The sequence below is a fragment of the Halalkalibacter oceani genome (genome assembly GCF_023715605.1).
GTDB lineage: Bacteria > Bacillota > Bacilli > Bacillales > Bacillaceae_D > Halalkalibacter > Halalkalibacter oceani.
In genome coordinates this window covers 100,931-124,487 of the sequence record NZ_JAMBOL010000006.1, presented here as the reverse complement: position 1 = coordinate 124,487, position 23,557 = coordinate 100,931, and the positions used below count along the sequence as shown (strand labels likewise).

Genomic DNA, 23,557 nt, shown 5'->3' with positions numbered 1-23,557 from the left:
CATGAAGAGCCCCTCCTTACTGTTGGTTATGCGGCTTCATATAGACCGTCTTATATTCCGTGTAAAAGTCGATTGCCGTGCTGCCGACCTCGCGCATCCCGCCAATTCCGGTCGCTTTGATTCCGCCAAACGGAAAATGCGGCTCGCTATAGGTCGATGGCATGTTGACATGAGTAAAGCCGGCTTCAATCCCGTTCACAAAACGCATCGCTTTTTCCATATCATTTGTGTATATCGTCGAGGACAGGCCGTATTCAACTTGATTGGCCCATTCTAGCGCCTGCTCAAAGTTATCGGCCTCCATCACGCTGATCACCGGTCCGAAAATCTCCTCCTGGGCGATTGTCATTTCCGGCGTAATGCCGCGAAAAACCGTAGGGGCAATAAAGTAGCCATGAGCATAGTCTCCTTCCGTTAAGCGGCCGCCCCCTGTCACCAGCTGACCGTTTTCCCTCTTGCCGATTTCGATATAGGCAAGAATGCTTTCCATCGAGCCTTTGTCGATCACCGGCCCCATATCCGTCCCTTCATCGAGAGGATTGCCGACCTTCATCCGGCCGACGCGCTCCTTGAGCAGGGCGATGAATGACTCGGCGATCCCGGGAAGGACGATGACACGGCTCGTCGCCGTACAGCGCTGCCCACTTTCACCGAAGCCGCCGGCGATGACATGTTCCACGGCAAGAGTAAGATCCGCATCATTCAGGATGACAAACGGATTTTTCCCTCCCATTTCAGCCTGAAAGCGCGCGCCTCGTTTGGCGACAAGCTGATTGATGGCAAGTCCGATTTTGTTTGAGCCGGTAAAGCTGATCGCCTTAATATCCGGATGGGTGGCAATCGCGTTTCCTACCGTCGATCCGGGGCCGGTCACAAAATTGAGCACGCCTGCCGGGAGATTCACTTCCTGATACGCTTCGACAAGCTGGAGGCTGACGAGCGGCGTCTGGCTCGATGGCTTGAATACGACCGTGCAGCCACAAGTAAGCGCGGTCGCAATCTTCCAGGCGGCGATCGCAAGCGGAACATTCCACGGCGTAATCAGACCGACGACGCCAACAGGCTCACGCTTCGTATAGCCGATGACTTCCTTATCCCAGGAAGGAATCGTTTCGCCTTTCAACCGCTCGGCTTCTCCTGCCAGAAAGCGCATGACCCGCACGGTTCTAATGACCTCAGCTTTCGCATCGGCATAGGATTTGCCGACCTCGATGATCAGCTGTTTAATGAATTCGTCGGTGCGCTCTTCAATGAGATTGGCGGCTTTGGCGATATAGTGTCCGCGAACCGGGGCTGCTTCTGCGCTCCAGTCGGGCAATGCCTGTTTCGCCGCTGCCACCGCCGCTTCGACATCTTCCTCATTTGATTGCTGACAGACACCCAGCTCGATTCTCGTATCGGCCGGATTGATAACCGTAAATGTCTCACCAGAGTTTGATGGCAGCCATTCGCGGCCGATCAGATTATGAAACGACTTCGTTTGCTGCTGTGTTCCCATCTAATCCCTCCAAGTTTCTTTTTCTATGTCATGCTTTTTGTTTTCTCTTCTTTATGCAATCAGCCATCGCTTCACCTGCCTTTTAATTATCAAAATATTCTTACTAACCATACTATGTTATCAATATTTTTATGTCAATATTTTAATTGCATTAAATTATATTTTACATGTTATAATATCTTACAGATTTCATTTTTGATTTTTTTGTTGAATAATGGCGAAGGAATTCGTTCTTATGAGGCAAAATCAACTGAAAAAGTGAAAATCGTCCTTTTTCAGTTGATTCGTTCTTATTGCCGTTTTAAAAGAATTAAGATGACCTTTTGAGACATCTCCATGTAAAATAGAAAGTATAGCGCTAAGAGGGAAAGGAATTCAGGTAAGGAAGTGAACGGATTGAAACGAGAAGAGATCGAAGAGGCCATTAGAGCAACCGAAGAACGGATGAAAGCGGATCAACAGACATTGGTCGAGCTGAAGGAACGACTGGAGATCGTCGTCTCTCAGGAGAAGGAGCGGCTTCATTATATTTCCTCGAAGGAAATCATCGATCTTATTTACAAACATACTGGCAAGAAAAATAATATGTCGACGATAAAGCGCTGGGCCGATGAAGGCTATTTGGGAACGGTGCTTGATGAAAAGGAGAAATTCTGGGCATTGCCGACAAAGCAGGGAAAGAAACGGTTCCTCTATCCGAAAGCCGACGTCTACAGCTTTCTTTTTGAAAAAGGCTATTTGCAGCCGCAATACAAGGTGCTTGATCGTGTTTCTGTCGAGGCAGATGGTCAGCCGCCTGAAGCGGGGATTGTCGTCTCTTCCCAGTTGTTGAAGACAGAATTTATGTATACGATTCAATTGGAGTCGAGCTTTGCCCTGCTCAAGGATATTCCTGAAAATAAACTGAAGCCTTGTTAATCGGGAGGAATGGTTTAGATGAAGGTGAAAATCAAGCTGGAGAATACGACAAGCAATCAGGAGATCGCCAGACAAATACGCGATGCTAATGAACGGGAGCATAACCCGGTCAGCATTTCTTTTAATGAGACGTTAAGTGAAATTTATTTTGAAGGGGAGTACATTTCCATTCCGGAGGCGGACTGGTTTTCAGATGACATGCTCCTCGAAGGACAGGTAAAACAGTGCGAAGCCGGTCTGGAGATCCAGCCAAAGGATAAAGGAAAAACCGTTAATATTCATTTCGATGCCGACCTCGTCGCCGAGCTGAATGAAATCAAACAGCATGTGAGGAACAAAACGCAGCACGAAATCGTCCTTGAGCTTTTCCGCAAAGGTCTCGATCAGTATAATAAGGAAAAAGACCAGAACAAGCCTTCTGACTAAGAGAGGAGCCGACAGATGGAAATCTACGCGCTTTACGGGAAAAGCGGAACCGGAAAAAGCACATCAGCGCTCTCCTTCGCCTACAGTCACGGCATTACGACGATCATCGATGATGGTCTGTTGATCCACAACGGTCGGAAAGCAGCCGGAACGTCGGCCAAATACGAAAAGACTTATATTACAGCGGTCAAACGAGCGATCTTTTTTTATGACGATCATGCCGGTGAAGTGCAGGAAGCGCTCCGCTCACTGGCGATTGATAAGCTTTTGCTTATTGGTACGTCGAAAAAAATGGTGAACCGGATAGCCGATCAGCTTGAGCTGGGAACGATTGATCATTATTTTGCCGTTGAGGATGTCCGTTCCTCGAAGGAAATCAAAATGGCGCTTTACACAAGGCAAATGCAGGAGAAGCATGTGATCCCGCTGCCCTATAAAGAAGTGGAACAAAACATTTTCAAGCGGATTATGCAAAAGGGCAAGAAAATCTTTTTCCAGCAAAAAAAACTGATCGGCGAAACAACGATTATCCAGCCGAACTTTCAGGATGGAATGATTCATATCGACGATCAGGTGTTTAAACAAATTATTAGCAAAAGCTGCGAGTCGCTTGAAGTCGTTAAAAAATGCAGTCAGGTTGACATTCATATCGAACATTTACCTTGTATCAAAGTCCACCTGATTCTCCACTATTCCGCAGTTAAGCCGTTACGCGGCACCATCGCCGCGATTCAGCAGGCGATCTTCAATGATTTTTTATTTCATTTTCAAATCGAGCCGGCGACGATTGATGTCCATATCAAACAGCTCGACGTGGCTGGCTCTTGAACTGGCTCCTTCCACATGAAAAAGAGGCTGAACAAAAGGTTGTTTTTTTACCTTTTGCTCCAGCCTCTAAGCAATGAGCGGAACCGCCACGATCTTTTAAAGCCCGTTGTGAGTGGGTTTCTCACAACGGGCTTGTAGCGTGTGAAGCCATTGCCAGTAGGTCCAAAGCTAGTTTTGTCTCAAGCCCTTTTTTCTTTATTCTTGCGTGTTGTCAGTGTTTTCGTCTTCCAATGGCAGACCTTCTTCAGGCTGCTCACCTTCATCGTCAGCCGCATCGGCTTCATTCTCATCCCCGTCTGCCGGCTGGTCTCCTTCAGCTGGTGCGTCTTCGGCTGGCTGCTCTTCTTCATCCTTGCTCGCAGCATCCTTGATCGCATCAATTGGCTGCTGGAAAATATCATTAGGATTAACAGCGACTCCATCCTGACGGATTTCAAAGTGGACATGGATACCAGCATCTTCATTATAGATGCTTCGTCCTGCTTCACCAAGAACATCCCCTTGCTGTACGATAGCTCCTTCTTCTACTTCCAATGAGCCCAAGCTGTGATAATGAGTGACAACGCCATCATCATGACTGATTTCGACGACATAGCCGAGCAATTCATCTTTATCGGCTCTTACCACCGTTCCGCTTAACGAAGCGACAACCGGGAAGGCCTCTCCTTCCACATGGGCTAAGTCAATTCCTTTGTTTTGGTAATAGGTATTATTGTAGTAGACAAGGGCTTCTTGCTGTTCTTCTTCAGATGCGTTGACATCGTAAAATTGACCGACAATCGTTACATTTGCTTCTTCTTCAACAGGCATTCTGACAATTTCCTGGGACGATGTGACTTCAATCGCATTTTCCCCATATGGATTTGTTCCCTGCTCTCCCTCTGTCACTTCCATATTGTCTTCCGGTAATGCTGATTCATCCTGGCCTTGCAGGAAGAACACGGAGCTTAGCACTCCAGCTGCGGCAATTAAGTAAAGGGCAGGGACAACCCAGCGTTTCTTTAACAGACGTTGAATATTGATTTTCGCTTCAGATTTAGAAGAACGTTGATTTTCTTCTTTTTTCATTTCTCATCACCTCAGCAACCATTCTGTTCCGATTTGCCAAAATGTATACATCGGCGCGAGATTTTTTTTCATTTAGTATTCGACATTGTCATTTCTTTTATGTATGCGATTTTTGTTTTTTGCTTGAAAATAAGAAAGAGCCCCGAAAAGGTTTGTTTCACCTTTCGGGACCCTATCAAAACGCTGTCTGTCTGTTTATTCTTTTCTGGCAGTTAGTTTGGCGACATAAGGATCAAGCTCCTGAATATCAATACCCTGATAAAAGTGGCGGACAATTTCTTCATAGTTCCTGCCTTCCTTTGCCATCCCGTCGGCGCCGTATTGGCTCATCCCGACACCATGCCCCCAGCCTCTCGTCTGAATGACGACCTGATCTCCTTTCAGCTGCCACTGAAAGTCGGAGGAATCAAGCTCAAGCTTATCGCGTACCTCCCGACCGCTCAGCTCCTTATCTCCAATCACAACCTTCGCGACTCTTCCTCCGTCGGTTCGTTCCGCGATTGTGCCGATTTCGCTGTCACCGCTAAGTTGGACGTCAAGCCTTTGTTCAAATTCGGTCACCGGCATTTCCTTTTGCGCCGTAAAACGTGGAGACGTCTGATCCCACGGACTTGCGACGCTGCGTAAATAAGGAATCTCGTTTTGCCAGTAATCCTCAGAGTTTTCCGTATATCCATTACTCGTGGAAAAGAAAGAGGCTGTAATCGGCTCCCCTTCAAATGTCATCACCTGCCCTTGGGTGGCGTACACCGCTTCTTCAATCCGGGCTTTTTTCCATTCATACTCTTCGCCCCAGAGGCTTTTCAATTCTTCTTCATTATGGAACACCTGATGCATAACCGTATCGGTGACCATCGCTCCTTGCGGTACTTGGATGTCGGTAGGCTCGAGCATTTGCTTGATTATGTATGTTCTTGCTGTCAGCGCCTGGGCTTTTAACGCTTCGACTTCAAAGTCAGCCGGCATTTCTGAGGAAACAACGCCGACCACATATTGCTCAAGCGGCAGTTCTTCGACTGTTTCTGTCTGACTGCGGTACACCTTGACCTTGATGTCTTCCCCTGGATCATATGACCAGGCTTTTTCTTCAGGCGCGGGACCGGCAGTAGTCTGAGCCTGCTGATCAGCCGGGCCCGAAGTGAGTTGTACGAGCATTGCTGGAATCATTAGAACAACTGTGCAAAGAATGGTTGCTGCAATCAGAAGTCGCTTCATCATGAACAGTCCTCCATTAGTATAGTTCCTTACATCATATGAAGGCTTGCCAGAAAATAGAACAGAAGCGTAAGACAAAAGGTGACTTTGCTTTTGTCTTACGCTCTAAGCGGCGTGCGAAGGCGTTACAAGGAGTTGAAGTTAATTCTGAAAGCGGACTTCTTTCAGAATAACGTGTAACGCACGAAGCCGACGCCCTTCCGCGAATTAGCCAGATACATTCCACCATAAAAAAGTCTCAAAAAGGTGTCAATTCCCTTTTGAGACTTTTTGGCTTAAACAAAATTCGTATTAAGTCGTAATGATGCCGGAGCTTCCATGTCTTCGATTCCAGTCTCAACGACTTCCTCGATCCGGTCCACATCTGCTCCAATCGATTGCAGCTTGGCAGCAAGGTTGACATATCCTCTGTCAATATGTTGTAATTCAGTAACCCGAGTGACGCCTTCCGCCACAAGGCCGGCTAAAATAAGGGCTGCTCCCGCTCGTAAGTCCGTCGCCGCAACTTCAGCGCCCTGAAGTTGATTCGGTCCTGTAATAATCGCTGAGCGGCCTTCAATTTTAATGTTGCTGTTCATGCGACGAAACTCTTCCACATGCATATAACGGTTTTCAAACACGGTCTCCGTAATGACACTCGTGCCGTCAGCCTGCAAGAGCAGCGCCATCATTTGCGCCTGCATATCAGTGGGGAATCCAGGATGAGGCATTGTTTTAATATCGACCGGCTTTAATGTTTCCGGACCAATGACACGCAATCCATTCTCAACTTCCGTAATCGTGACGCCCATTTCCTCCATTTTGGCAATAAGCGGCCGAAGGTGCTCAGCTACAGCCCCTTCCACAACGAGGTCGCCCTTTGTGATCGCCGCTGCCACCATAAACGTACCTGCTTCAATTCGGTCAGGAATGACAGTATGTTCCGCTCCCTGCAATCCCTCGACACCTTCCACGCGAATGATACCCGTTCCGGCACCACGGACTTTCGCCCCCATCGCGTTTAAATAGTTCGCTAAACAGACAATTTCCGGCTCTTCCGCGGCATTTTCAATAATCGTCGTTCCTTCAGCCATCGTCGCAGCCATCATAATATTTTCCGTTGCGCCGACACTTGGGAAGTCGAGATAGATCTTTGCGCCTTGCAAACGTCCATCAACCTGGGCCTCAATAAAGCCTTTTCCAATTTCGACCTTTGCTCCCATCGCCTCAAAGCCTTTCAGGTGCTGGTCAATTGGACGGGAACCGATCGCACATCCACCTGGCAGGGCGATTCGCGCTTTCCCGATACGCGCCAATAATGGCCCCATCACAAGAAACGACGCTCTCATTTTCCGTACATATTCAAATGGAGCTTCTGTTTTCAGGACGCCTTCTGCATTAACCCGGAAGCTTCTATTTTCATATTCGACCTCAATATTTAAATTGCGTAATACTTCTCTCATCGTGTATACATCTGCCAATGATGGCACATCATAAATGTGGCTAGTGCCACGCTCAGCCAAAATCGAGGCAGCAATTACAGGGAGTACAGCATTCTTTGCGCCTTCTACCTTGATTTTGCCGTGCAGCTGATTGCCACCCCGGACAATAATTTTCTCCAACGTATTCCCCTCCGCGTCTAAATATATTCTCTTCTCTATCATCAATATTCAGTGGTAATAATAGGCGTTCCTAATGTTACTGTAGTTCTCGCGCCCAATCCTTGTTCCCGGATCGCGAGCTGGACATTCATTTCAAGTTCATTTGTTACAATTCCTGTTGGCCAATCGGGGTTATACGCTGACAGTGAAACAAAACTCTCTTCATCAAGAGCTTCAACCTTTTTTGCGCCAAGCTTTGTTACCCATGTTCGTGCCAATTGTTTGTTTGATACATTTCTGTCGTTGTGATCGTAAGCTTGAATTTGAACATATACATCAGATTGTGCGAGACCAAGCTGCTGAATTCTTTGTTCCACCAGATTCTGATGGCTTTCCAGATCTTCACCAGGATTGCTTGTTCCCTTGACCGCATACGTTAGTAAAGCAGTATGCTGATCTGCCTGACCGTCTTGGTAAGCGAAGAGCTGCACAGACTCCGTCATCTGCTGATTTGGGTCATGATATGTAAAAAGAGCCTTCCATTCCGAACCTTCGAGAGAAAGGGATTCTTTTTCCCAGCCGGATAGCTTCTTTTCCAACGATTGTGTTTTCGCGATGAACGCTTGTTTCGATACACTTCCAAGCTGATCCTCGCGCACACGAACCTGCCACTCATTGACAGCAAGCTGCTCATCTTCCGCAAATTGAAGCAGCTCCGTAAGCGGCTCAATAGATGCGTCATATGCCTCCGAGCTCTGTACATGCATATACCCCCATGCAGATAAAACAAAACCAATGACAACCCATCTCCAAAACGCCATATGCTTTTCTCCTCCCCCGAGAAAGTCTAATTACTACTCATTTTGACCATTGGGGAGTGATCCATACATGGAAGTTGTAGTCATCGCTCGACATCATTATTCCCATAAATACCTCAGCATCAGGGAAGAATTTAAATAGTCGAGGAAAAACTGGCTGACAAGGTGAGCAATGGCTATCGTGATAAGGATAACCAGCGCCTTCGCCTTTGGCCCTTCCGGATCCTTTACAAAAAGATCAAATCGAAAGGATTGTAATGCCCACCATGTAGCAGCTAAAAAAAAGATATTGACGACAATATGTATGACTGCTTGTTGACCAAATCCTTCTAGCACTGTCATTACTCCTTTTTGCTTTGATCTTCCTGCTGGATATAAAGCAATCCACCCTCCATAGTACCGGATATTTCTAAAAAAATCTACTGCTAAAACAAGTTTTCTTCGTGGTTGTTCGGACCTATTTTTTTTGATATTGTTCAACATTTGCTCACAAAAAGCGACATATTGTTTAACGAAGGGGAATAGCACGCACGTTTCACGTCAGCCGGGGATGATCCGCCCTGGCTGACTGCGACAAAAAAAGACCGATCCAATTTGGATCGGTCTTTTTTCTTTTATTTGCCTGCTACATCCAAACGGTTGACGGCACGCTTTAAAGCGAGTTCAGCCCGTTTAAAATCCACGGCATCATTTTGAGTTGAATGAATCCGTTTTTCTGCACGCTCTTTCGCTTGACGTGCACGTTCCACATCAATCCCTGAAGGCAACTCAGCAGCCTCTGCTAAAATTGTTACCTGGTCGGGACGAACTTCTACAAATCCGCCACTCACAGCTACTTTTTCAACAGTAGAGCCTTTTTTTAAGCGTACTGCTCCTACTGTTAATGGAGCAACCAACGGAATATGTCGAGGTAAGATACCGAGTTCGCCCTCTACTGTACGAACACTGACCATTTCGACATCGCCGTCATACACCTTGCCATCAGGAGTAACAACATTTACATGAATCGTCGACATGTGTAGACCCTCCCTACTAGCAATCCCGGGTTTGAAAAGTAAAGCTTATTACCTGAGCGGCCGCGCATTACGCAATGCAGGCCGGATCAAAGGGGATTAAGCCATTTCTTTTGCTTTTTCAACAACTTCCTCAATTCGTCCGACAAGACGGAACGCATCTTCAGGAAGATCATCATACTTTCCTTCGAGAATTTCTTTAAATCCTTTAATTGTCTCTTTTACCGGCACGTAAGAACCTGGCTGTCCAGTGAACTGCTCAGCGACGTGGAAGTTCTGAGACAGGAAGAATTGAATACGACGAGCACGTTGAACGACAAGCTTATCTTCTTCAGATAACTCGTCCATACCAAGAATCGCAATGATATCCTGTAGTTCTTTATACTTTTGAAGCGTAGATTGAACCTGACGCGCTACGTTGTAATGTTCTTCACCGACAATCTCTGGAGAAAGCGCACGTGATGTTGAAGCAAGCGGGTCCACAGCTGGATAAATCCCCATCTCAGACAGCTTACGCTCAAGGTTTGTTGTTGCATCCAAGTGGGCAAACGTAGTTGCCGGCGCTGGATCGGTATAGTCATCGGCTGGTACATAAATCGCTTGAATTGATGTAACGGAACCAACTTTTGTTGACGTAATCCGTTCTTGCAACTGACCCATTTCCGTAGCAAGTGTCGGCTGGTAACCAACGGCAGAAGGCATACGGCCAAGTAAAGCCGAAACCTCAGAACCGGCTTGTGTAAAGCGGAAGATGTTATCGATGAACAGAAGAACGTCCTGTCCGTCGCGATCACGGAAATGCTCAGCCATCGTCAAGCCTGAAAGGGCAACACGCATACGTGCACCAGGAGGCTCGTTCATTTGTCCGAAAACCATCGCCGTTTTCTTAATAACGCCGGAATCCGTCATTTCATGGTAAAGGTCATTCCCTTCACGCGTACGCTCTCCAACACCGGCAAATACAGAAATACCGCCGTGCTCTTGAGCGATGTTATTAATTAATTCCTGGATAAGAACTGTTTTCCCTACACCGGCTCCACCGAAGAGACCGATTTTACCACCTTTGATGTATGGGGCAAGCAAGTCAACAACTTTGATCCCTGTTTCAAGGATTTCCGTTGTTGTAGAAAGCTCTTCAAATTTTGGTGACTCACGGTGAATCGGATCACGCTTCGCATCTGCAGGAATCGGCTCATCAAGGTCAATTGTTTCTCCAAGAACATTGAAAACCCGACCAAGCGTTACTTCACCAACCGGTACTGAGATTGGCGCACCTGTATCAACAGCGGCTGTACCACGTACAAGACCGTCTGTAGAATCCATCGCTACCGTACGAACTGAATTGTCCCCAAGATGTAACGCTACTTCAAGGGTAACATTGACATCAACAGCATTTTGTCCAGAGGCCGATTGACGGACCACTAATGCATTGTTGATTTCAGGCAGCTGGCCGTCATCGAACTTCACATCGACAACCGGACCCATTACTTGTGTAATACGACCTGTATTCATGTTTTCCTATCCCTCCTATATAACTATATTCAGCTGTTATCGTTCAATCAATCATGTCTACTCCGTTAAGAGACAGGCATTTCTCTGTTTGTCAGTTAGCAGCGCCTCCCCGAAAAGACGCCGCCGTCATCCGATCTTTATTCAAGCGCCGCCGCGCCGCCGACGATCTCGGTGATTTCCTGCGTAATCGCCGCTTGACGCGCACGGTTATAGGATAATGTCAACTCATCGATAAGAGATGTCGCATTGTCTGTTGCTGCGCTCATCGCTGTCATCCGCGCGCCGAACTCACTCGCTTTCGCATCAAGTAAGGCGCCGAAAATCAAGCTCTCAGCATATTGCGGCAACAGGCGCTCTAAAATGGCCTGCTCAGACGGTTCATATTCATATGTGCTCGTAGCAGCCGTTTCAGCCAAATCCGTTAACGGTAAAAGCTTCTTCTCAGTCACATCTTGCGTAATCGGACTGACAAAGTGGTTGTACCAAAGATATAATTCATCAAATACGCCATCTGAGAACATATCAACCGTATTTTTGGCAATCGTTTTGATGTCGTGAAACTCAGGCTGATCGGCCAGCCCGACAATTTCCTGAACGATCGGCAGGTTACGCTTTTTAAACAAATCACGTCCGATACGCCCCATCACCACAATCGCATATTCATCGGTTGAGGAGTGGCGTTGCTTGATCGTTTCCATAAGCTCACGAATCAGACTGGCATTATAGCCGCCCGCTAACCCGCGGTCAGAAGTAATCACCACATAGCCTGTCTTTTTTACCGGACGTTCTTCCAGCATCGGGTGAGAGACCTGAGTTCCAGAAGCGGCAATACTCGCCACCACTTCACGGATTTTTTCTGTATAAGGCAGAAAAGACTGCGCATTGTTTTGCGCGCGGTTTAACTTGGCAGCCGATACCATTTGCATCGCCTTCGTAATCTGCTTCGTCTTCTTCGTTGACGTAATCCGTGCTTTTATATCTCGCAATGAAGCCATTTTATTTCACCACCTTTTTGAAGGTTCCAAGCATTAGTTGCTTGATACGTTAAACCCTTTTTTGAACTCTTCGATCGCCGCTTTGAACTCTGCATCGTCAGGCAGGTTGCCTGTAGTACGAATACCTTCAAGCAGCTCTTTCTTATTATGTTCAAGGAATGTAAGCAATTCCGCTTCGAAGCGGCGTACATCCTGAAGTGGAATATCATCCAAGAATCCTTTTGTTAACGCATAAATACTTGCAACTTGCTTTTCAACCGGTAAAGGCTGGTGAAGATCCTGCTTCAAAATTTCAACCGTACGTTGCCCACGGTTCAGCTTCGCCTGTGTTGCGCGGTCCAAATCAGAACCAAATTGAGCAAATGCTTCAAGCTCACGGTAAGCAGCGAGGTCAAGACGCAACGTACCGGAAACTTTCTTCATCGCTTTAATTTGCGCTGAACCCCCTACCCGGGAAACCGATAGACCGGCGTTAACCGCTGGACGTACACCGGAATAGAAAAGGTCGGATTGAAGGAAAATCTGTCCGTCTGTAATCGAAATAACGTTTGTTGGAATGTATGCTGAAACGTCACCTGCTTGTGTCTCAATGAAAGGAAGCGCTGTAATCGAGCCGCCACCCTTGGCATCACTGAGCTTTGCAGCACGTTCAAGTAAACGGGAGTGTAAGTAGAACACATCCCCTGGGAATGCTTCACGACCTGGAGGACGACGCAGCAATAATGAGAGCTCACGATAAGCAGATGCCTGCTTCGTCAAGTCATCATAGATCACAAGAACATGTTTGCCGTTGTACATGAACTCTTCACCCATCGAAACCCCTGCATATGGTGCGAGGAAGAGCAAAGGAGCCGGATCAGAAGCACCCGCCGATACAATGATCGTATAATCAAGTGCACCGCGCTGACGCAATGTTTCCACAACGCCGGAAACCGTTGATTCCTTTTGACCGATGGCGACATAAATACAAATCATGTCTTCATCTTTTTGATTCAAAATTGTGTCAATCGCAATCGCTGTTTTACCCGTTTGACGGTCACCGATAATCAATTCACGTTGCCCACGACCGATTGGAATCATTGTATCAATCGCCTTGATTCCTGTTTGAAGTGGCTCATGTACGGATTTACGATCCATAACACCTGGTGCTTTGCTTTCAATTGGACGAGTCTTTGATGTCGCGATTGGGCCAAGTCCGTCAATCGGCTGTCCTAATGGATTGACAACACGTCCTAATAATTCTTCCCCTACCGGAACTTCCATGATGCGACCAGTACGTTTTACTTCGTCACCTTCACGAATTTCCTTGTAAGGTCCAAGGATAATAATCCCGACACTGTTCTCCTCAAGGTTCTGAGCCATCCCCATTACCCCGTTTGAGAATTCAAGCAGCTCACCGGCCATAACATTTTCAAGGCCATGAGCAAGAGCGATACCATCACCAACACGGATAACCGTACCTACCTCTTGTACTTGAACTTCAGATTGAAAGTTTTCAATCTGCTGCTTTATAAGAGAGCTAATTTCCTCTGGTTTGATGCTCATATTCATTCACCCCTATCTTCTACTAGCGTGTTCCGGTACTAAGCTCGCGCTCGATACGGTCAAGCTGTGCTTTAACACTACCGTCAAAAATACGGTCCCCGATGCGGACCTTAATGCCGCCAATCAAATCCTGATTGACAATATTCTTCACGACAAGATTGGCTTTGCCTACCTTGCCTGCAAATACGTTAGCCACCTGCTGCTCATCCTGCTCCGTCAGCGGCTTGGCTGAATAAACAACGGCTTCCGCCATATTTTGAGCCTCATAAGCCAAGGCTTGAAATGTTGTAATCATTGGTACGAGAATATCAATCCGCTTCCGGTCAATAAGGAGAAAGAACGTATGTAAGCTCGTTTCGCTTATTGCATCTCCAAAGCTCTTCTGAATGAATTCTCTCTTTTGTGCATCGCTGATCTTCGGATGATTTAAAACCCGTCCAAGTTCAGGCGTTGATTCATACACTCTCTTCGCCAGTTCCAGTTCACTGCTCACTGTTTGAAGAATGTTCTTTTCCTGTGCAAGCTCAAATAGGGCTTGTGCATAGCGATTGGCTGCTATTTGATTGCTCATAGCTCCTCGCCTACCTCTTTAAGATACTCCTGCACAAGTTTCTCCTGCTCCTTCGCATCGAGTTCCTTTTCAATTACTTTTGTCGCAATTAAAACGGAAAGGCTTGCCACCTGTTCACGAAGAGAAGCAACGGCTTGTTCTTTTTCACGTTGGATTTCTGCAAGAGCAGAGTCCTTGACGCGCTCAGCATTTTCTCTCGCCTGCTGGATAATATCCTGAGCCTGCTGCTCGCTCAGCTTCTTCGCCTGCTCAATAATCTGCTGCGCCTCAACACGAGCCTTTTCTAGCTCCTTGCGCTGTTCATTAATAAAAGCATCTGCTTCTTTACGAGTCTTTTCAGCAGAATCAATTTGTTCATTGACAAGCTGCTCACGTTTTTCCATGATGCCCATAAGCGGCTTAAGAGCAAATTTATTTAATAATAGCAGCAATGCTACGAATGCTACTAGCTGATAAAGCGCTGATCCCCAGTTGATTGAATCCACTTCATTCACTCCTTTCTTCGTTATGAAGATTAAAAAGGATAATCTCTATGAATACTTCCTGTGATAAGTTACGTTTGACATTGACAACAAGCCACATAAGGAATGGCGAAGGTTCGCTTGAACGCTATCGCCATTTTGCTTATGAGAGCTTGTACGATCCTCATTATTATTGGAACAATAATAGGAAAGAAATAACGATCGCGATGATCGGCACGGCTTCGGCAAGTGGTACACCAATGAACATAAGTGTTTGTAGAGTTCCGCGAAGTTCAGGTTGACGTGTTACCCCTTGAATCGTTGCGGCTACGATAAGTGCTACGGCAATCCCTCCACCAATTGCTGCTAAACCTGCTGCAATACCAGCTGCTAATAAAGACATAGACATAATCTAACTTCCTCCTTAGTAATTTATGAAATAGTAAATTTATACAATGTCCGAAAAAAGGACGGTGTTCACTTAATGATGCTCAACTTTGTGAGCCATATAAACCATGGCGAGCATGGCAAAAATATACGCCTGGATCGATCCGATAAAAATACCGAATGCCTGCCAAGCCATAAGCGGTAAAAACGCCCCGAAAACCCCAAACAAGCTTGATGTCCCCACCGTTACGAGTAACACCATCAGGATTTCCTTCGCATAAACGTTACCAAACAGACGCATGCCGAGCGTTAACGTATTTGCAAACTCTTCAATGATTTTGAACGGCAGCAAAAATGGAACCGGGCGGATATAATCTTTCAAATACTCCCCGAGTCCTCTGATTTTGATCCCGTAGTAATGAGTCAGTACGACAACTAGTACCGCCATCGTCAACGTTAATACCGGGTCAGAGGTAGGCGATTTCCACCATACTTCATGCGTTGAAGGGTTATAAAGCTCAAACGGCATCCCAAGCATGTTGGCGACGAAGGTGTAGAATAACAAGGTAAAGGCCAGTGCGATAAACTGTCCCCCGACTTTCCAATCCATGTTAGCCTTAATAATGCCTCTGACAAAATCAATCATCCATTCCAGGAAGTTCTGCAGACCTGACGGACGCATTGACAAGCGGCGTGTTCCAATGAAACAGATAAGAAAAACAATTATGCAGGCGACCGTTGTCATTAGGACAGTCGACATATTAAAATCTAATCCGAAATAAGTTCGAATCGGAGCTTCATGATCCATATCTTTCACCTCTTTCTTATAAATTGGATAATCATGTCAATAAGTAAAATTATATAGATCAGGGAAAACCCTGTAATGACTGAAAGGAGATGAATATACGCAGGATAGGCAATCGCCAGCCAAACGGCACACAAGGCTATTGCTGTCCGTACGACAAACCCTGAACCTGCCCAGATGAATGAGAAGGCGGATTTATTTTTTACATTTGCAGCACGTCCAACAATTTTTGTCTTATAATAGATTGTCCAAAGATTGATGAAACCAAAGGTAAGGCCAATAAAAAAACCAAGGGAATAGCTTTGTAACGGAGTTAGTAGGAAGATGAGAAGTGTACTTATTCCAATCAACGCAACAACAACTGAATAATGCTTCATTTTCTCTTCGAACAGTATCATTTCTTAGCATCGTCTCCTAAAAAAGGCTGGATTGTGCGATAAGTTCCATAAAGTCCAGTTGCAAGCCCTAATAGAAGGAAACTAATCAGGAATAAAGGTTGTGTACTAAATTTGGAATCCAGCCATATGCCCAAAAAAACTCCACCTATTACGCCGCCTACAATATAAGAGGATATTATAGAAACAAGCACCATAGCTCTCCATGGGCTGCGTTTATGATCAGGCATCAGCTTGCCCCCTCAAAACCTTTAAGCTCTTTTAAAGAACGAACCTACCCTATGTACTGTAACCCTTACCATTTTATCCTTTGTAATCTTACAATAGGGATAACCTCATGTCAATGTGTTTTACTATTAAATCAATAGAGATTATCCCACTTCTTTTTTGCGTTCACACATCTGTCAAAAACAACAGCCACAAGACCTGCTTTATTACATTAGTTTGGTAAAGCAGGTCTAAATTGGGCCTCTGTACCCTGTTTTTCAGGGGGAGGATATTCCCCCACCGTAATCAGAGCTTCAATCGTGTCTTCCTTACCATCCTGCTTGGCGTAGACGAGCGCTTTATAGGTTCCGTCTTCCAGATCAAGCTCCTTCCATTCCCCTCCCGTCATGCCACGTCCGACATTGTGCTTGACGTCAAGGAAACGGATAAACTCGAACGTATCCGGATCATAAAGGGCGATGCCGACCTCTTCGGCTCCTCCCGGCAAATACAGCTCGTAGCGGTATTCTCCCGGCGCATCTCCCGGCGCAAAGCTGAAGGCCATGACGCGCGGATAATCAGGCTCCTCAATAAAAAAGACATACGGCACAACAATGTCCTCTTCGCCGCCTTCCACAACAATGTCCCCGTGATGAATGCCCTCTTCAAGTACAGCTGGAAAAAGATCAAGCTGAATCGTCACCTCTTCCTTTTCTCCGGGGGCAAGCGTTACCGCATAAGGGACCTCCCACTGCAACCCGTCAGGCGCTTCAAATGGCGGATTAATGTGATAGGTGTTTGTCCGTCTGCCGACGTTTTCAACGGTAAAACTGACCTGGCGCTTTTCACGCGGATCATCTTTCGACCATTTTCCGAACGTTAACGCGCCGGGGTAAGCAAGCGTCGTCGTTTCAACCGCCTTGTCGACCTGAAGACGTCCGGCTCCCTGTTCATACGGCAAATAAGGCTCTCCCTCCTTTGTGACGAGTTTTTTTGCACTGTTCATTAATGCCGCCTTGATTTGCTCCGGCGTCCAGTCAGGGTGGGCCTGCTTCACGAGAGCTGCCGCTCCAGCCACATGCGGAGCCGACATGCTCGTCCCGTTCAACCCGAGGTAGCCGTTCGGGACAGTGCTGTCAATCGCCACTCCCGGCGCGACCAGGTCCGGCTTCACCTCCCATGTCTGGGTGACCGGCCCCCTTGAACTGAACGGCGCGATAAAATCCTCCTCATGGCGGTAAATCGTCCGGATGTGTAGAGAGTCTCCTTCTTTCTCCACCTGCTCTTTCAACCATTCTCCATCTTCCTTTGAAATGCTGACAACCGGCAGCTTGACGCCAACCTGTGTGACGCCGACAAAGTCGCCCGGAAGATTATTGTAAATAATCGCCGCTTTTGCACCCGCCGCCAAAGCGGCCTGCGCTTTTTCCGCGAAAGGGATCATCCCTCGTTTGATTAAGGCAATCTTCCCTTGAACGTCGCTATTTTTCCAATCTTCTTCTAATCCATATCCGACATCAACCATCGGGGCATCCCGCTTTAATTCCCACGGAAGCGTTCCTCCTAGTGGATAAAGCGTGACTTCCCGCTCCTGCCCCGCCACCGTCACATAAGGGGTTTGAATCGGTGGAGCCGAAGCGCCGACGGAGATCGCTTTCGTTGAAGTGCCGGGCGAACCGACCGTCCACATATTCGGTCCACTGTTGCCATTCGAGGTTACCGCGACGATCCCGGCCTCGACCGCCTTATCAAGCGCCACGCTTGTCGGCCAGTCCGGTCCATTCACGGTATTTCCCAGGGAAAGATTAATGACATCAACACCATCAGCGACCGCTTTTTCAATCGCTTCAATTACTTGCTCCGTTGTCCCCTGGCCTCCCGGACCAAGCGCGCGGTAAGCATAAATTTCGGCTTCGGGCGCTACACCCTTCACCTGCCCATTGGCCGCGATAATGCCGGCGACATGCGTGCCGTGCAGCGTCGGAGCTCCCTGAGAGGAAATCGTCTCCATCGGGTCATTATCATAATCGACGACATCGTAGCCGCCTTTATAATTTCGCTTTAAATCAGGATGACGGTAGTCAATTCCTGTATCAATGACAGCAACCTTGATCCCTTTTCCGGTCAAACGATCCCCATTGCGATCGAGCGACCCCCGCACCTGATCACCGCCGATAAACGGCACGCTGCCATCCAGCTCCGCCTCGTATTGAACGACCGGATCAACGCGTTCAATTTCGTTGATTTGCCGCAGCAGCTCGACTTCACTTTCAAGAACCTCGACCGAGAACCCGTTCAACACTTCAGAAAAAGTCTTTCTTATTTCACAGGTTGAACATTGGGCCATCACTTCAGCAGCTGCATGATCAACATCCTCCGCGGCTGTTACAATAACGATTACTTTCTCTGCCGCTGGAAAGCCTGGGTAGCCAGCAGCTTGTGCTCCATTTAAGCCAAGTACACAAATGACAACACCAGCCCAAAGCCAGCTCAATACCTTACTCATACGAATCCCCTTTCTTTCCTGCATATGTTATGTAGTATGAGCAAGACATTGAAATCCATGTATAAGAAAAAAGCGTTGCGGCTTTTCTTAGAAGCGGCGTGCGGAGCCGTTACAATCGTTTAAGGGTAGCTGAAAGCGGGGTTCTTTCAGCCATCCGCGTAACGCGCGAAGCCGACGCCCCGCCTCGAATCATCCCGAAAATTTTTATACTTCCTTATCTTTTAGGAAAAACCGCCCAGTCGCTTTTCCCCTCTGACTTAAACTGCTATGGCTCCTCTCTCTGCTCACTGTCCGACAAACCCTTTCGGACTGTTTTTTGGGCAGAGGTTCCGCTCATAGCAATACCCCTGAAAAAGGGTAATGCGCCTTTTTCAGGGGTTAAATGGGGTTGGGCGGTTTGGGCGGTGGCCGAAATGGTAAAGAATCGCGTCGACGATTCGGGCCGAGGCCTGGCCGTCTCCGTATGGATTCGAGGCTTTCGCCATTTGCTGGTACGCTTCGCTGTTTGTAAGCAGCTCGTGCGCCATATGAAAGACATCGTCCTCGTCGGTGCCGGCAAGCTTCAGCGTTCCGGCTTCAATGCCTTCCGGCCGCTCGGTCGTATCGCGCAGCACAAGAACAGGCGTCCCAAGCGACGGCGCTTCCTCCTGGACTCCCCCGGAATCGGTCAGAATAATTTCCGCCTTTGCGGCAAAGTTATGGAAATCGACGACACCAAGCGGTTCAATCAAATGAATTCTTTCATGGTCGCCGAGTATCTCTCCGGCTATTTCGCGGACAGCCGGATTCAAATGAACCGGATACACAACCTGAATATCGGGATGTGCTTCAACGAGACGGTGAACCGCTTTGAAAATATTCTTCATCGGCTGGCCGAGGTTTTCGCGGCGGTGAGCCGTGAGAAGAACGAGGCGGCTGCTGCCAACTTTTTCGAGAATCTCATGCTCGTACGCTTCACTGACCGTTGTCTTCAAGGCGTCGATGGCCGTATTTCCTGTAATAAAAATCGCGTCCTCCGCTTTGTTTTCATCAAGCAGATGCTTGGCGGCCTGCTTCGTTGGCGCAAAATGCAGATCAGTCAGGACGCCGGTCAACTGCCGGTTCGCTTCCTCCGGGAAAGGGGAGTACTTATTAAATGTCCGCAGCCCCGCTTCGACATGGCCGATGGCGATCTGATTGTAAAAAGCAGCAAGGCTGGCAACGAATGTTGTCGTCGTGTCACCGTGTACGAGTACGATATCCGGCTGAAGCTCCTTCATCGTCCCGTCGAGTCCGAGCAAAGCATTCGTCGTAACATCGGCTAACGTCTGCCGCGCTTTCATAATATTCAAATCATAATCAGGCACGACTTGAAAAATATCGAGTACTTGATCAAGCATTTCACGATGCTGGCCAGTTACCGTCACATACGACTCAATCTCAGCTTCGTGTTTTTTTAATTCCAACACGAGCGGTGACATTTTGATCGCCTCTGGCCTCGTCCCAAATACCGTTAATACTTTCACTTTCTTTGTCATGATTGTGCTCCTCCAGTTGGTGTCCTATTTCGTTCCAAACAAACGATCTCCCGCGTCTCCCAAGCCTGGTACGATGTAGCCCTTCTCATTTAATTTCTCATCCAGTGCCGCGAGGAAAATATCGACATCCGGATGTGCCTTCTGCACCGCTTCCACTCCCTCCGGAGCGGCGACGAGGCACATCAGCTTCATCGTTTTTGCCCCGCGTTTCTTCAAGCTGTTGATCGCTTCAATCGCTGAACCGCCTGTCGCAAGCATCGGATCAATCACGATAAATTCTCTCTCCTCAACATCAGCGGGCAGCTTCACATAATATTCAATCGGCTTTAATGTCGCCGGATCCCGATACAGTCCGACATGCCCGACCCGCGCAGCGGGAATCATCCGCAATATCCCGTCGGTCATTCCAAGACCTGCCCGGAGGATCGGCACAAGGCCTAATTTCTTCCCGGCGATTTTTTTAGAAGCAGCTTGTCCGACAGGTGTTTCCACAGTGACGTCCTTTAATGGTAAATCGCGTGTGATCTCAAAGGCCATCAGCCCCGCGACTTCATCCACCAGCTCGCGGAATTCCTTTGTACCGGTTGATTTATCACGTATGTACGTCAATTTATGTTGAATTAAAGGGTGGTCAAATACAAAAACTTTGCTCATCTTCTTCGGCTCCTTTTTCCGTTCTTTTAACATGACTCTTTGAAAATTCTACTTGAATGACTACTACTTAGCAAGCCGAATTGACAAGATTCTTGAATCAGCTTGCAGCCACTGATTCCTCCCCTATTGCTTCTTATCCTGCAAAAAATCAGCCTGCATTGCTCATGAGGAACAACACAGGCTGATCAAGTTTTCTTATCCTAAATGCTCATACATCGGGAATTTGGCCGTTAACGCCGCTACGCGTGAACGCGCTTCTTCCAGCTTCTCTTCATTTTCAATATTTTTAAGCGTCAAAGCAATGATTGCGCCGATCTCATCCATTGCTTCTCCATCAAAGCCGCGCGATGTCGCAGCAGCTGTTCCGATCCGGATGCCGCTCGTCACAAACGGACTTTCAGGATCGAACGGAATCGTATTTTTATTCGTTGTAATCCCAACTTCATCAAGGGCCTTTTCAGCTACTTTCCCTGTCAGATTAAGGGAACGCAAATCAAGCAAAAGCAAATGGTTATCCGTACCGCCTGATACGAGATTAATTCCTTCACTGACAAGCTTCTCCCCGAGACGCTTGGCGTTCGTTTTAATCGATTCAGCGTATGTTTTAAATTCAGGTGACAGCGCTTCTCCAAAAGCAACCGCTTTGGCGGCAATCACGTGCATTAAAGGACCACCTTGAATGCCAGGGAAAATCGACTTGTCAATTTTCTTGCCGAACTCTTCTTTACAAAGAATCATCCCGCCGCGCGGTCCACGAAGTGTCTTATGAGTCGTTGTCGTCACAAAATGAGCATGCGGCACTGGGTTAGGGTGCAGTCCTACCGCTACAAGACCGGCGATGTGAGCCATATCAACCATCAGATAAGCGCCTACACTGTCAGCAATTTCACGGAATTTCGCAAAATCGATTTCACGCGGGTATGCGCTCGCCCCGGCGACGATCAGCTTCGGCTTATGCTCCTCTGCAAGCTTTTGCAGCGCGTCATAGTCAAGGCGCTGCGTGTCTTTATCGACGCCATATTCAACGAAATTGTAAAGCACGCCACTGAAGTTAACCGGACTTCCGTGAGTTAAATGTCCGCCATGCGACAAATTCATTCCAAGGACCGTATCACCAGGCTCAAGGATCGTAAAATAGACCGCCATATTCGCCTGCGCCCCGGAGTGAGGCTGCACATTGACATATTCAGCACCAAAGATCTCTTTAGCGCGGTCTCTTGCTAAATCCTCGACAATATCCACATATTCACAGCCACCGTAATAACGGCGTCCCGGATAGCCTTCTGCATATTTGTTTGTTAAGACAGAGCCTTGTGCTTCCATGACGGCAGGACTAACAAAGTTCTCCGAAGCGATCAATTCAATTTTGTCACGTTGACGCCCCAGCTCCTGCTGAATTGCTGCAAATACGTTCGGGTCTTGCTTTTGTAATGACATTCTCCATTCCCCTTCCCAATCCATAACTTTCGTCATTCCGACAAAAAACTATTCTTCCGCTTTTATCTTATCACATTTTCGCGCGTATTTCCGTACGAAATCATCTAAATTTCTTTTTTTGTTCACCAAAGACGAATGGACACGTCTAAAGCAATCCATCACGCTCATAGACAGCGCGGACACCGCCAATTAATTTCGGTCTTGTCACAGCCATCGTCACATGTGCCGCACCAATCATCTTCACCGCACCTCTGACCGGGATCGCGACCTTTTTTAAATGCATCCCGATCAATGTATCGCCAATATCAATTCCTGCTTCACAGGAAACTTCTTCGACGAGTACGGGATCATTCATCTGCCGGAAAGCATATGCCGCCATCGCCCCACCAGCCTGCCGGACCGGCACGGCGGAGACGATCTCATAGCCGCGCGCTCTTGCCGTCTCTCTTTCGACGACAAGAGCGCGATTCAAGTGCTCACAGCATTGAAAGGCCAGCTGCACTCCGGTTTGTTCACGTTGCTGCGATAAAGCGCGGTAAATCGCCGCCGCCACTTCCTCGGATCCATTTGAACCTATTTTTTCGCCGATGACTTCACTCGTGCTTGTCCCGATAACGAGCAGCACGTCCTCCGTTAAAGGCATGGCCCGCTGCAAGTCAGCGAGCACGGCAAGAACCTGCCGCTCAATCAATTGTGTTGACTCGTTCATAGGAGCCTCCTTGACTACGCTTCGTACTCAGTAATCTTGCCAACACGGCGTTCGTGCCGGCCACCTTCATAGTCTGTCTGTAGCCAGATCGTCGCGATTTCCCGCGCCAGCCCGGCACCGATGACGCGCTCCCCCATCGCCAGCACATTGCTGTCGTTATGCTCACGCGTCGCCTTTGCGCTAAAGCAGTCATGCACGAGTGCGCAGCGGATGCCTTTCACCTTGTTGGCGGCGATCGACATTCCGATCCCGGTGCCGCAAATTAAGATCCCGCGATCAAACTCGCCGCTTGCAACCTTTTCCGCTACAGGAATCGCATAATCAGGATAGTCAACCGATGTATCGCATTCGCAGCCGAAATCCTGATATTCAATGCCAAGCTCATCCATTAATTTCTTTATTTCTTCACGGATTTGGATTCCTCCATGGTCTGAACCAATTGCTACTTTCATTAAAATCACTCCATCTGCTTCTAAATATTCATCTTAAAAG

Annotated in this window: 25 protein-coding genes; 3 read left to right on the top strand and 22 right to left on the bottom strand. The window is 47.6% G+C overall.

Annotated elements, in window-relative coordinates:
• Nucleotides 1-16: 16 nt before the first annotated feature.
• Nucleotides 17-1,498, bottom strand: a complete 1,482-nt coding sequence (locus tag M3202_RS09365) for an aldehyde dehydrogenase family protein (protein WP_251223085.1) — start codon at nucleotides 1,496-1,498, stop codon at nucleotides 17-19.
• A gap of 396 nt (nucleotides 1,499-1,894) precedes the next feature.
• Between M3202_RS09365 and M3202_RS09360 the strand changes: the two genes are divergently transcribed.
• From M3202_RS09360 to M3202_RS09350, 3 genes are read left to right on the top strand one after another with little or no spacing between them, the layout of a single operon-like run.
• Nucleotides 1,895-2,416 (top strand): hypothetical protein, encoded by a 522-nt coding sequence (locus M3202_RS09360; protein WP_251223084.1) that lies wholly within the window; start codon nucleotides 1,895-1,897, stop codon nucleotides 2,414-2,416.
• A gap of 18 nt (nucleotides 2,417-2,434) precedes the next feature.
• Nucleotides 2,435-2,842 (top strand): hypothetical protein, encoded by a 408-nt coding sequence (locus M3202_RS09355; protein ID WP_251223083.1) that lies wholly within the window; start codon nucleotides 2,435-2,437, stop codon nucleotides 2,840-2,842.
• Between the two features lie 15 nt (nucleotides 2,843-2,857).
• Nucleotides 2,858-3,670 (top strand): hypothetical protein, encoded by an 813-nt coding sequence (locus M3202_RS09350; RefSeq protein WP_251223082.1) that lies wholly within the window; start codon nucleotides 2,858-2,860, stop codon nucleotides 3,668-3,670.
• 195 nt (nucleotides 3,671-3,865) lie between these two features.
• Here M3202_RS09350 and spoIIQ read toward each other — a convergent pair whose 3' ends face one another.
• The 21 genes from spoIIQ to rpiB form a co-directional block, all read right to left on the bottom strand.
• Nucleotides 3,866-4,738 carry a stage II sporulation protein SpoIIQ gene (gene spoIIQ, locus M3202_RS09345; protein ID WP_251223081.1) on the bottom strand — a complete coding sequence of 291 codons (873 nt, stop codon included), beginning with the start codon at nucleotides 4,736-4,738 and terminating at the stop codon, nucleotides 3,866-3,868.
• Between the two features lie 195 nt (nucleotides 4,739-4,933).
• The gene (gene spoIID, locus M3202_RS09340) at nucleotides 4,934-5,953 is read right to left on the bottom strand and encodes a stage II sporulation protein D (protein WP_251223126.1); all 1,020 of its coding nucleotides are present in this window, start codon (nucleotides 5,951-5,953) and stop codon (nucleotides 4,934-4,936) included.
• 275 nt (nucleotides 5,954-6,228) lie between these two features.
• On the bottom strand, nucleotides 6,229-7,554 hold the full coding sequence (gene murA / locus M3202_RS09335; protein ID WP_251223080.1) for a UDP-N-acetylglucosamine 1-carboxyvinyltransferase: 1,326 nt from the start codon (nucleotides 7,552-7,554) through the stop codon (nucleotides 6,229-6,231).
• 41 nt (nucleotides 7,555-7,595) lie between these two features.
• A complete protein-coding gene (locus M3202_RS09330; protein ID WP_251223079.1) occupies nucleotides 7,596-8,354 on the bottom strand; it encodes a YwmB family TATA-box binding protein in 759 nt (252 codons plus the stop codon).
• Between the two features lie 96 nt (nucleotides 8,355-8,450).
• Nucleotides 8,451-8,687, bottom strand: a complete 237-nt coding sequence (locus M3202_RS09325) for a DUF1146 family protein (protein WP_251192869.1) — start codon at nucleotides 8,685-8,687, stop codon at nucleotides 8,451-8,453.
• Nucleotides 8,688-8,965: 278 nt separating this feature from the next.
• Complete coding sequence (locus M3202_RS09320) at nucleotides 8,966-9,367, bottom strand: F0F1 ATP synthase subunit epsilon (protein WP_251223078.1); 402 nt, start codon at nucleotides 9,365-9,367, stop codon at nucleotides 8,966-8,968.
• A 96-nt stretch (nucleotides 9,368-9,463) separates the two neighbouring features.
• Nucleotides 9,464-10,876: a F0F1 ATP synthase subunit beta gene (gene atpD, locus M3202_RS09315; RefSeq protein ID WP_251223077.1), complete on the bottom strand. Its 1,413-nt coding sequence runs from the start codon at nucleotides 10,874-10,876 to the stop codon at nucleotides 9,464-9,466.
• 137 nt (nucleotides 10,877-11,013) lie between these two features.
• Nucleotides 11,014-11,871 (bottom strand): ATP synthase F1 subunit gamma, encoded by an 858-nt coding sequence (gene atpG / locus M3202_RS09310; RefSeq protein ID WP_251223076.1) that lies wholly within the window; start codon nucleotides 11,869-11,871, stop codon nucleotides 11,014-11,016.
• Nucleotides 11,872-11,904: 33 nt separating this feature from the next.
• Complete coding sequence (gene atpA / locus M3202_RS09305; RefSeq protein ID WP_251223075.1) at nucleotides 11,905-13,416, bottom strand: F0F1 ATP synthase subunit alpha; 1,512 nt, start codon at nucleotides 13,414-13,416, stop codon at nucleotides 11,905-11,907.
• Between the two features lie 22 nt (nucleotides 13,417-13,438).
• Entirely contained in the window at nucleotides 13,439-13,987 is a 549-nt protein-coding gene (locus tag M3202_RS09300) for a F0F1 ATP synthase subunit delta (RefSeq protein ID WP_251223074.1), read from the bottom strand.
• Nucleotides 13,984-14,472 carry a F0F1 ATP synthase subunit B gene (gene atpF / locus M3202_RS09295; RefSeq protein WP_251223073.1) on the bottom strand — a complete coding sequence of 163 codons (489 nt, stop codon included), beginning with the start codon at nucleotides 14,470-14,472 and terminating at the stop codon, nucleotides 13,984-13,986. The genes M3202_RS09300 and atpF overlap by 4 nt, the downstream gene beginning before the upstream one ends.
• A 166-nt stretch (nucleotides 14,473-14,638) precedes the next feature.
• Complete coding sequence (atpE, locus tag M3202_RS09290) at nucleotides 14,639-14,851, bottom strand: F0F1 ATP synthase subunit C (protein ID WP_285890361.1); 213 nt, start codon at nucleotides 14,849-14,851, stop codon at nucleotides 14,639-14,641.
• Between the two features lie 78 nt (nucleotides 14,852-14,929).
• Complete coding sequence (atpB, locus tag M3202_RS09285; protein ID WP_251223071.1) at nucleotides 14,930-15,643, bottom strand: F0F1 ATP synthase subunit A; 714 nt, start codon at nucleotides 15,641-15,643, stop codon at nucleotides 14,930-14,932.
• A 5-nt stretch (nucleotides 15,644-15,648) separates the two neighbouring features.
• Nucleotides 15,649-16,038 (bottom strand): ATP synthase subunit I, encoded by a 390-nt coding sequence (locus M3202_RS09280; protein ID WP_251223070.1) that lies wholly within the window; start codon nucleotides 16,036-16,038, stop codon nucleotides 15,649-15,651.
• A complete protein-coding gene (locus M3202_RS09275) occupies nucleotides 16,035-16,265 on the bottom strand; it encodes an AtpZ/AtpI family protein (RefSeq protein WP_251223069.1) in 231 nt (76 codons plus the stop codon). The genes M3202_RS09280 and M3202_RS09275 overlap by 4 nt, the downstream gene beginning before the upstream one ends.
• 209 nt (nucleotides 16,266-16,474) lie before the next feature.
• Entirely contained in the window at nucleotides 16,475-18,748 is a 2,274-nt protein-coding gene (locus tag M3202_RS22340) for a S8 family serine peptidase (protein WP_285890354.1), read from the bottom strand.
• 371 nt (nucleotides 18,749-19,119) lie between these two features.
• Nucleotides 19,120-20,265 carry a non-hydrolyzing UDP-N-acetylglucosamine 2-epimerase gene (gene wecB / locus M3202_RS09265; protein WP_251223068.1) on the bottom strand — a complete coding sequence of 382 codons (1,146 nt, stop codon included), beginning with the start codon at nucleotides 20,263-20,265 and terminating at the stop codon, nucleotides 19,120-19,122.
• A 24-nt stretch (nucleotides 20,266-20,289) separates the two neighbouring features.
• Nucleotides 20,290-20,919 (bottom strand): uracil phosphoribosyltransferase, encoded by a 630-nt coding sequence (gene upp, locus M3202_RS09260; protein ID WP_251223067.1) that lies wholly within the window; start codon nucleotides 20,917-20,919, stop codon nucleotides 20,290-20,292.
• Between the two features lie 195 nt (nucleotides 20,920-21,114).
• Nucleotides 21,115-22,356: a serine hydroxymethyltransferase gene (glyA, locus tag M3202_RS09255; RefSeq protein ID WP_251223066.1), complete on the bottom strand. Its 1,242-nt coding sequence runs from the start codon at nucleotides 22,354-22,356 to the stop codon at nucleotides 21,115-21,117.
• Nucleotides 22,357-22,501: 145 nt separating this feature from the next.
• Nucleotides 22,502-23,065, bottom strand: a complete 564-nt coding sequence (locus M3202_RS09250) for a TIGR01440 family protein (RefSeq protein ID WP_251223065.1) — start codon at nucleotides 23,063-23,065, stop codon at nucleotides 22,502-22,504.
• Nucleotides 23,066-23,079: 14 nt separating this feature from the next.
• Nucleotides 23,080-23,517 (bottom strand): ribose 5-phosphate isomerase B, encoded by a 438-nt coding sequence (gene rpiB, locus M3202_RS09245; RefSeq protein ID WP_251223064.1) that lies wholly within the window; start codon nucleotides 23,515-23,517, stop codon nucleotides 23,080-23,082.
• Between the last annotated feature and the right edge of the window lie 40 nt (nucleotides 23,518-23,557).

Excerpts from the sequence above, each read along its gene's own strand:
- M3202_RS09365 (WP_251223085.1), bottom strand. The coding sequence starts at position 1,498 with ATGGGAACACAGCAGCAAACGAAGTCGTTTCATAATCTGATCGGCCGC.
- M3202_RS09355 (WP_251223083.1), top strand. The coding sequence starts at position 2,435 with ATGAAGGTGAAAATCAAGCTGGAGAATACGACAAGCAATCAGGAGATC.
- M3202_RS09350 (WP_251223082.1), top strand. The coding sequence starts at position 2,858 with ATGGAAATCTACGCGCTTTACGGGAAAAGCGGAACCGGAAAAAGCACA.
- spoIIQ (WP_251223081.1), bottom strand. The coding sequence starts at position 4,738 with ATGAAAAAAGAAGAAAATCAACGTTCTTCTAAATCTGAAGCGAAAATC.
- spoIID (WP_251223126.1), bottom strand. The coding sequence starts at position 5,953 with ATGAAGCGACTTCTGATTGCAGCAACCATTCTTTGCACAGTTGTTCTA.
- M3202_RS09330 (WP_251223079.1), bottom strand. The coding sequence starts at position 8,354 with ATGGCGTTTTGGAGATGGGTTGTCATTGGTTTTGTTTTATCTGCATGG.
- M3202_RS09320 (WP_251223078.1), bottom strand. The coding sequence starts at position 9,367 with ATGTCGACGATTCATGTAAATGTTGTTACTCCTGATGGCAAGGTGTAT.
- atpD (WP_251223077.1), bottom strand. The coding sequence starts at position 10,876 with ATGAATACAGGTCGTATTACACAAGTAATGGGTCCGGTTGTCGATGTG.
- atpG (WP_251223076.1), bottom strand. The coding sequence starts at position 11,871 with ATGGCTTCATTGCGAGATATAAAAGCACGGATTACGTCAACGAAGAAG.
- atpA (WP_251223075.1), bottom strand. The coding sequence starts at position 13,416 with ATGAGCATCAAACCAGAGGAAATTAGCTCTCTTATAAAGCAGCAGATT.
- M3202_RS09300 (WP_251223074.1), bottom strand. The coding sequence starts at position 13,987 with ATGAGCAATCAAATAGCAGCCAATCGCTATGCACAAGCCCTATTTGAG.
- atpE (WP_285890361.1), bottom strand. The coding sequence starts at position 14,851 with ATGTCTTTATTAGCAGCTGGTATTGCAGCAGGTTTAGCAGCAATTGGT.
- atpB (WP_251223071.1), bottom strand. The coding sequence starts at position 15,643 with ATGGATCATGAAGCTCCGATTCGAACTTATTTCGGATTAGATTTTAAT.
- M3202_RS09280 (WP_251223070.1), bottom strand. The coding sequence starts at position 16,038 with ATGATACTGTTCGAAGAGAAAATGAAGCATTATTCAGTTGTTGTTGCG.
- M3202_RS09275 (WP_251223069.1), bottom strand. The coding sequence starts at position 16,265 with ATGCCTGATCATAAACGCAGCCCATGGAGAGCTATGGTGCTTGTTTCT.
- M3202_RS22340 (WP_285890354.1), bottom strand. The coding sequence starts at position 18,748 with ATGAGTAAGGTATTGAGCTGGCTTTGGGCTGGTGTTGTCATTTGTGTA.
- wecB (WP_251223068.1), bottom strand. The coding sequence starts at position 20,265 with ATGACAAAGAAAGTGAAAGTATTAACGGTATTTGGGACGAGGCCAGAG.
- upp (WP_251223067.1), bottom strand. The coding sequence starts at position 20,919 with ATGAGCAAAGTTTTTGTATTTGACCACCCTTTAATTCAACATAAATTG.
- glyA (WP_251223066.1), bottom strand. The coding sequence starts at position 22,356 with ATGTCATTACAAAAGCAAGACCCGAACGTATTTGCAGCAATTCAGCAG.
- M3202_RS09250 (WP_251223065.1), bottom strand. The coding sequence starts at position 23,065 with ATGAACGAGTCAACACAATTGATTGAGCGGCAGGTTCTTGCCGTGCTC.
- rpiB (WP_251223064.1), bottom strand. The coding sequence starts at position 23,517 with ATGAAAGTAGCAATTGGTTCAGACCATGGAGGAATCCAAATCCGTGAA.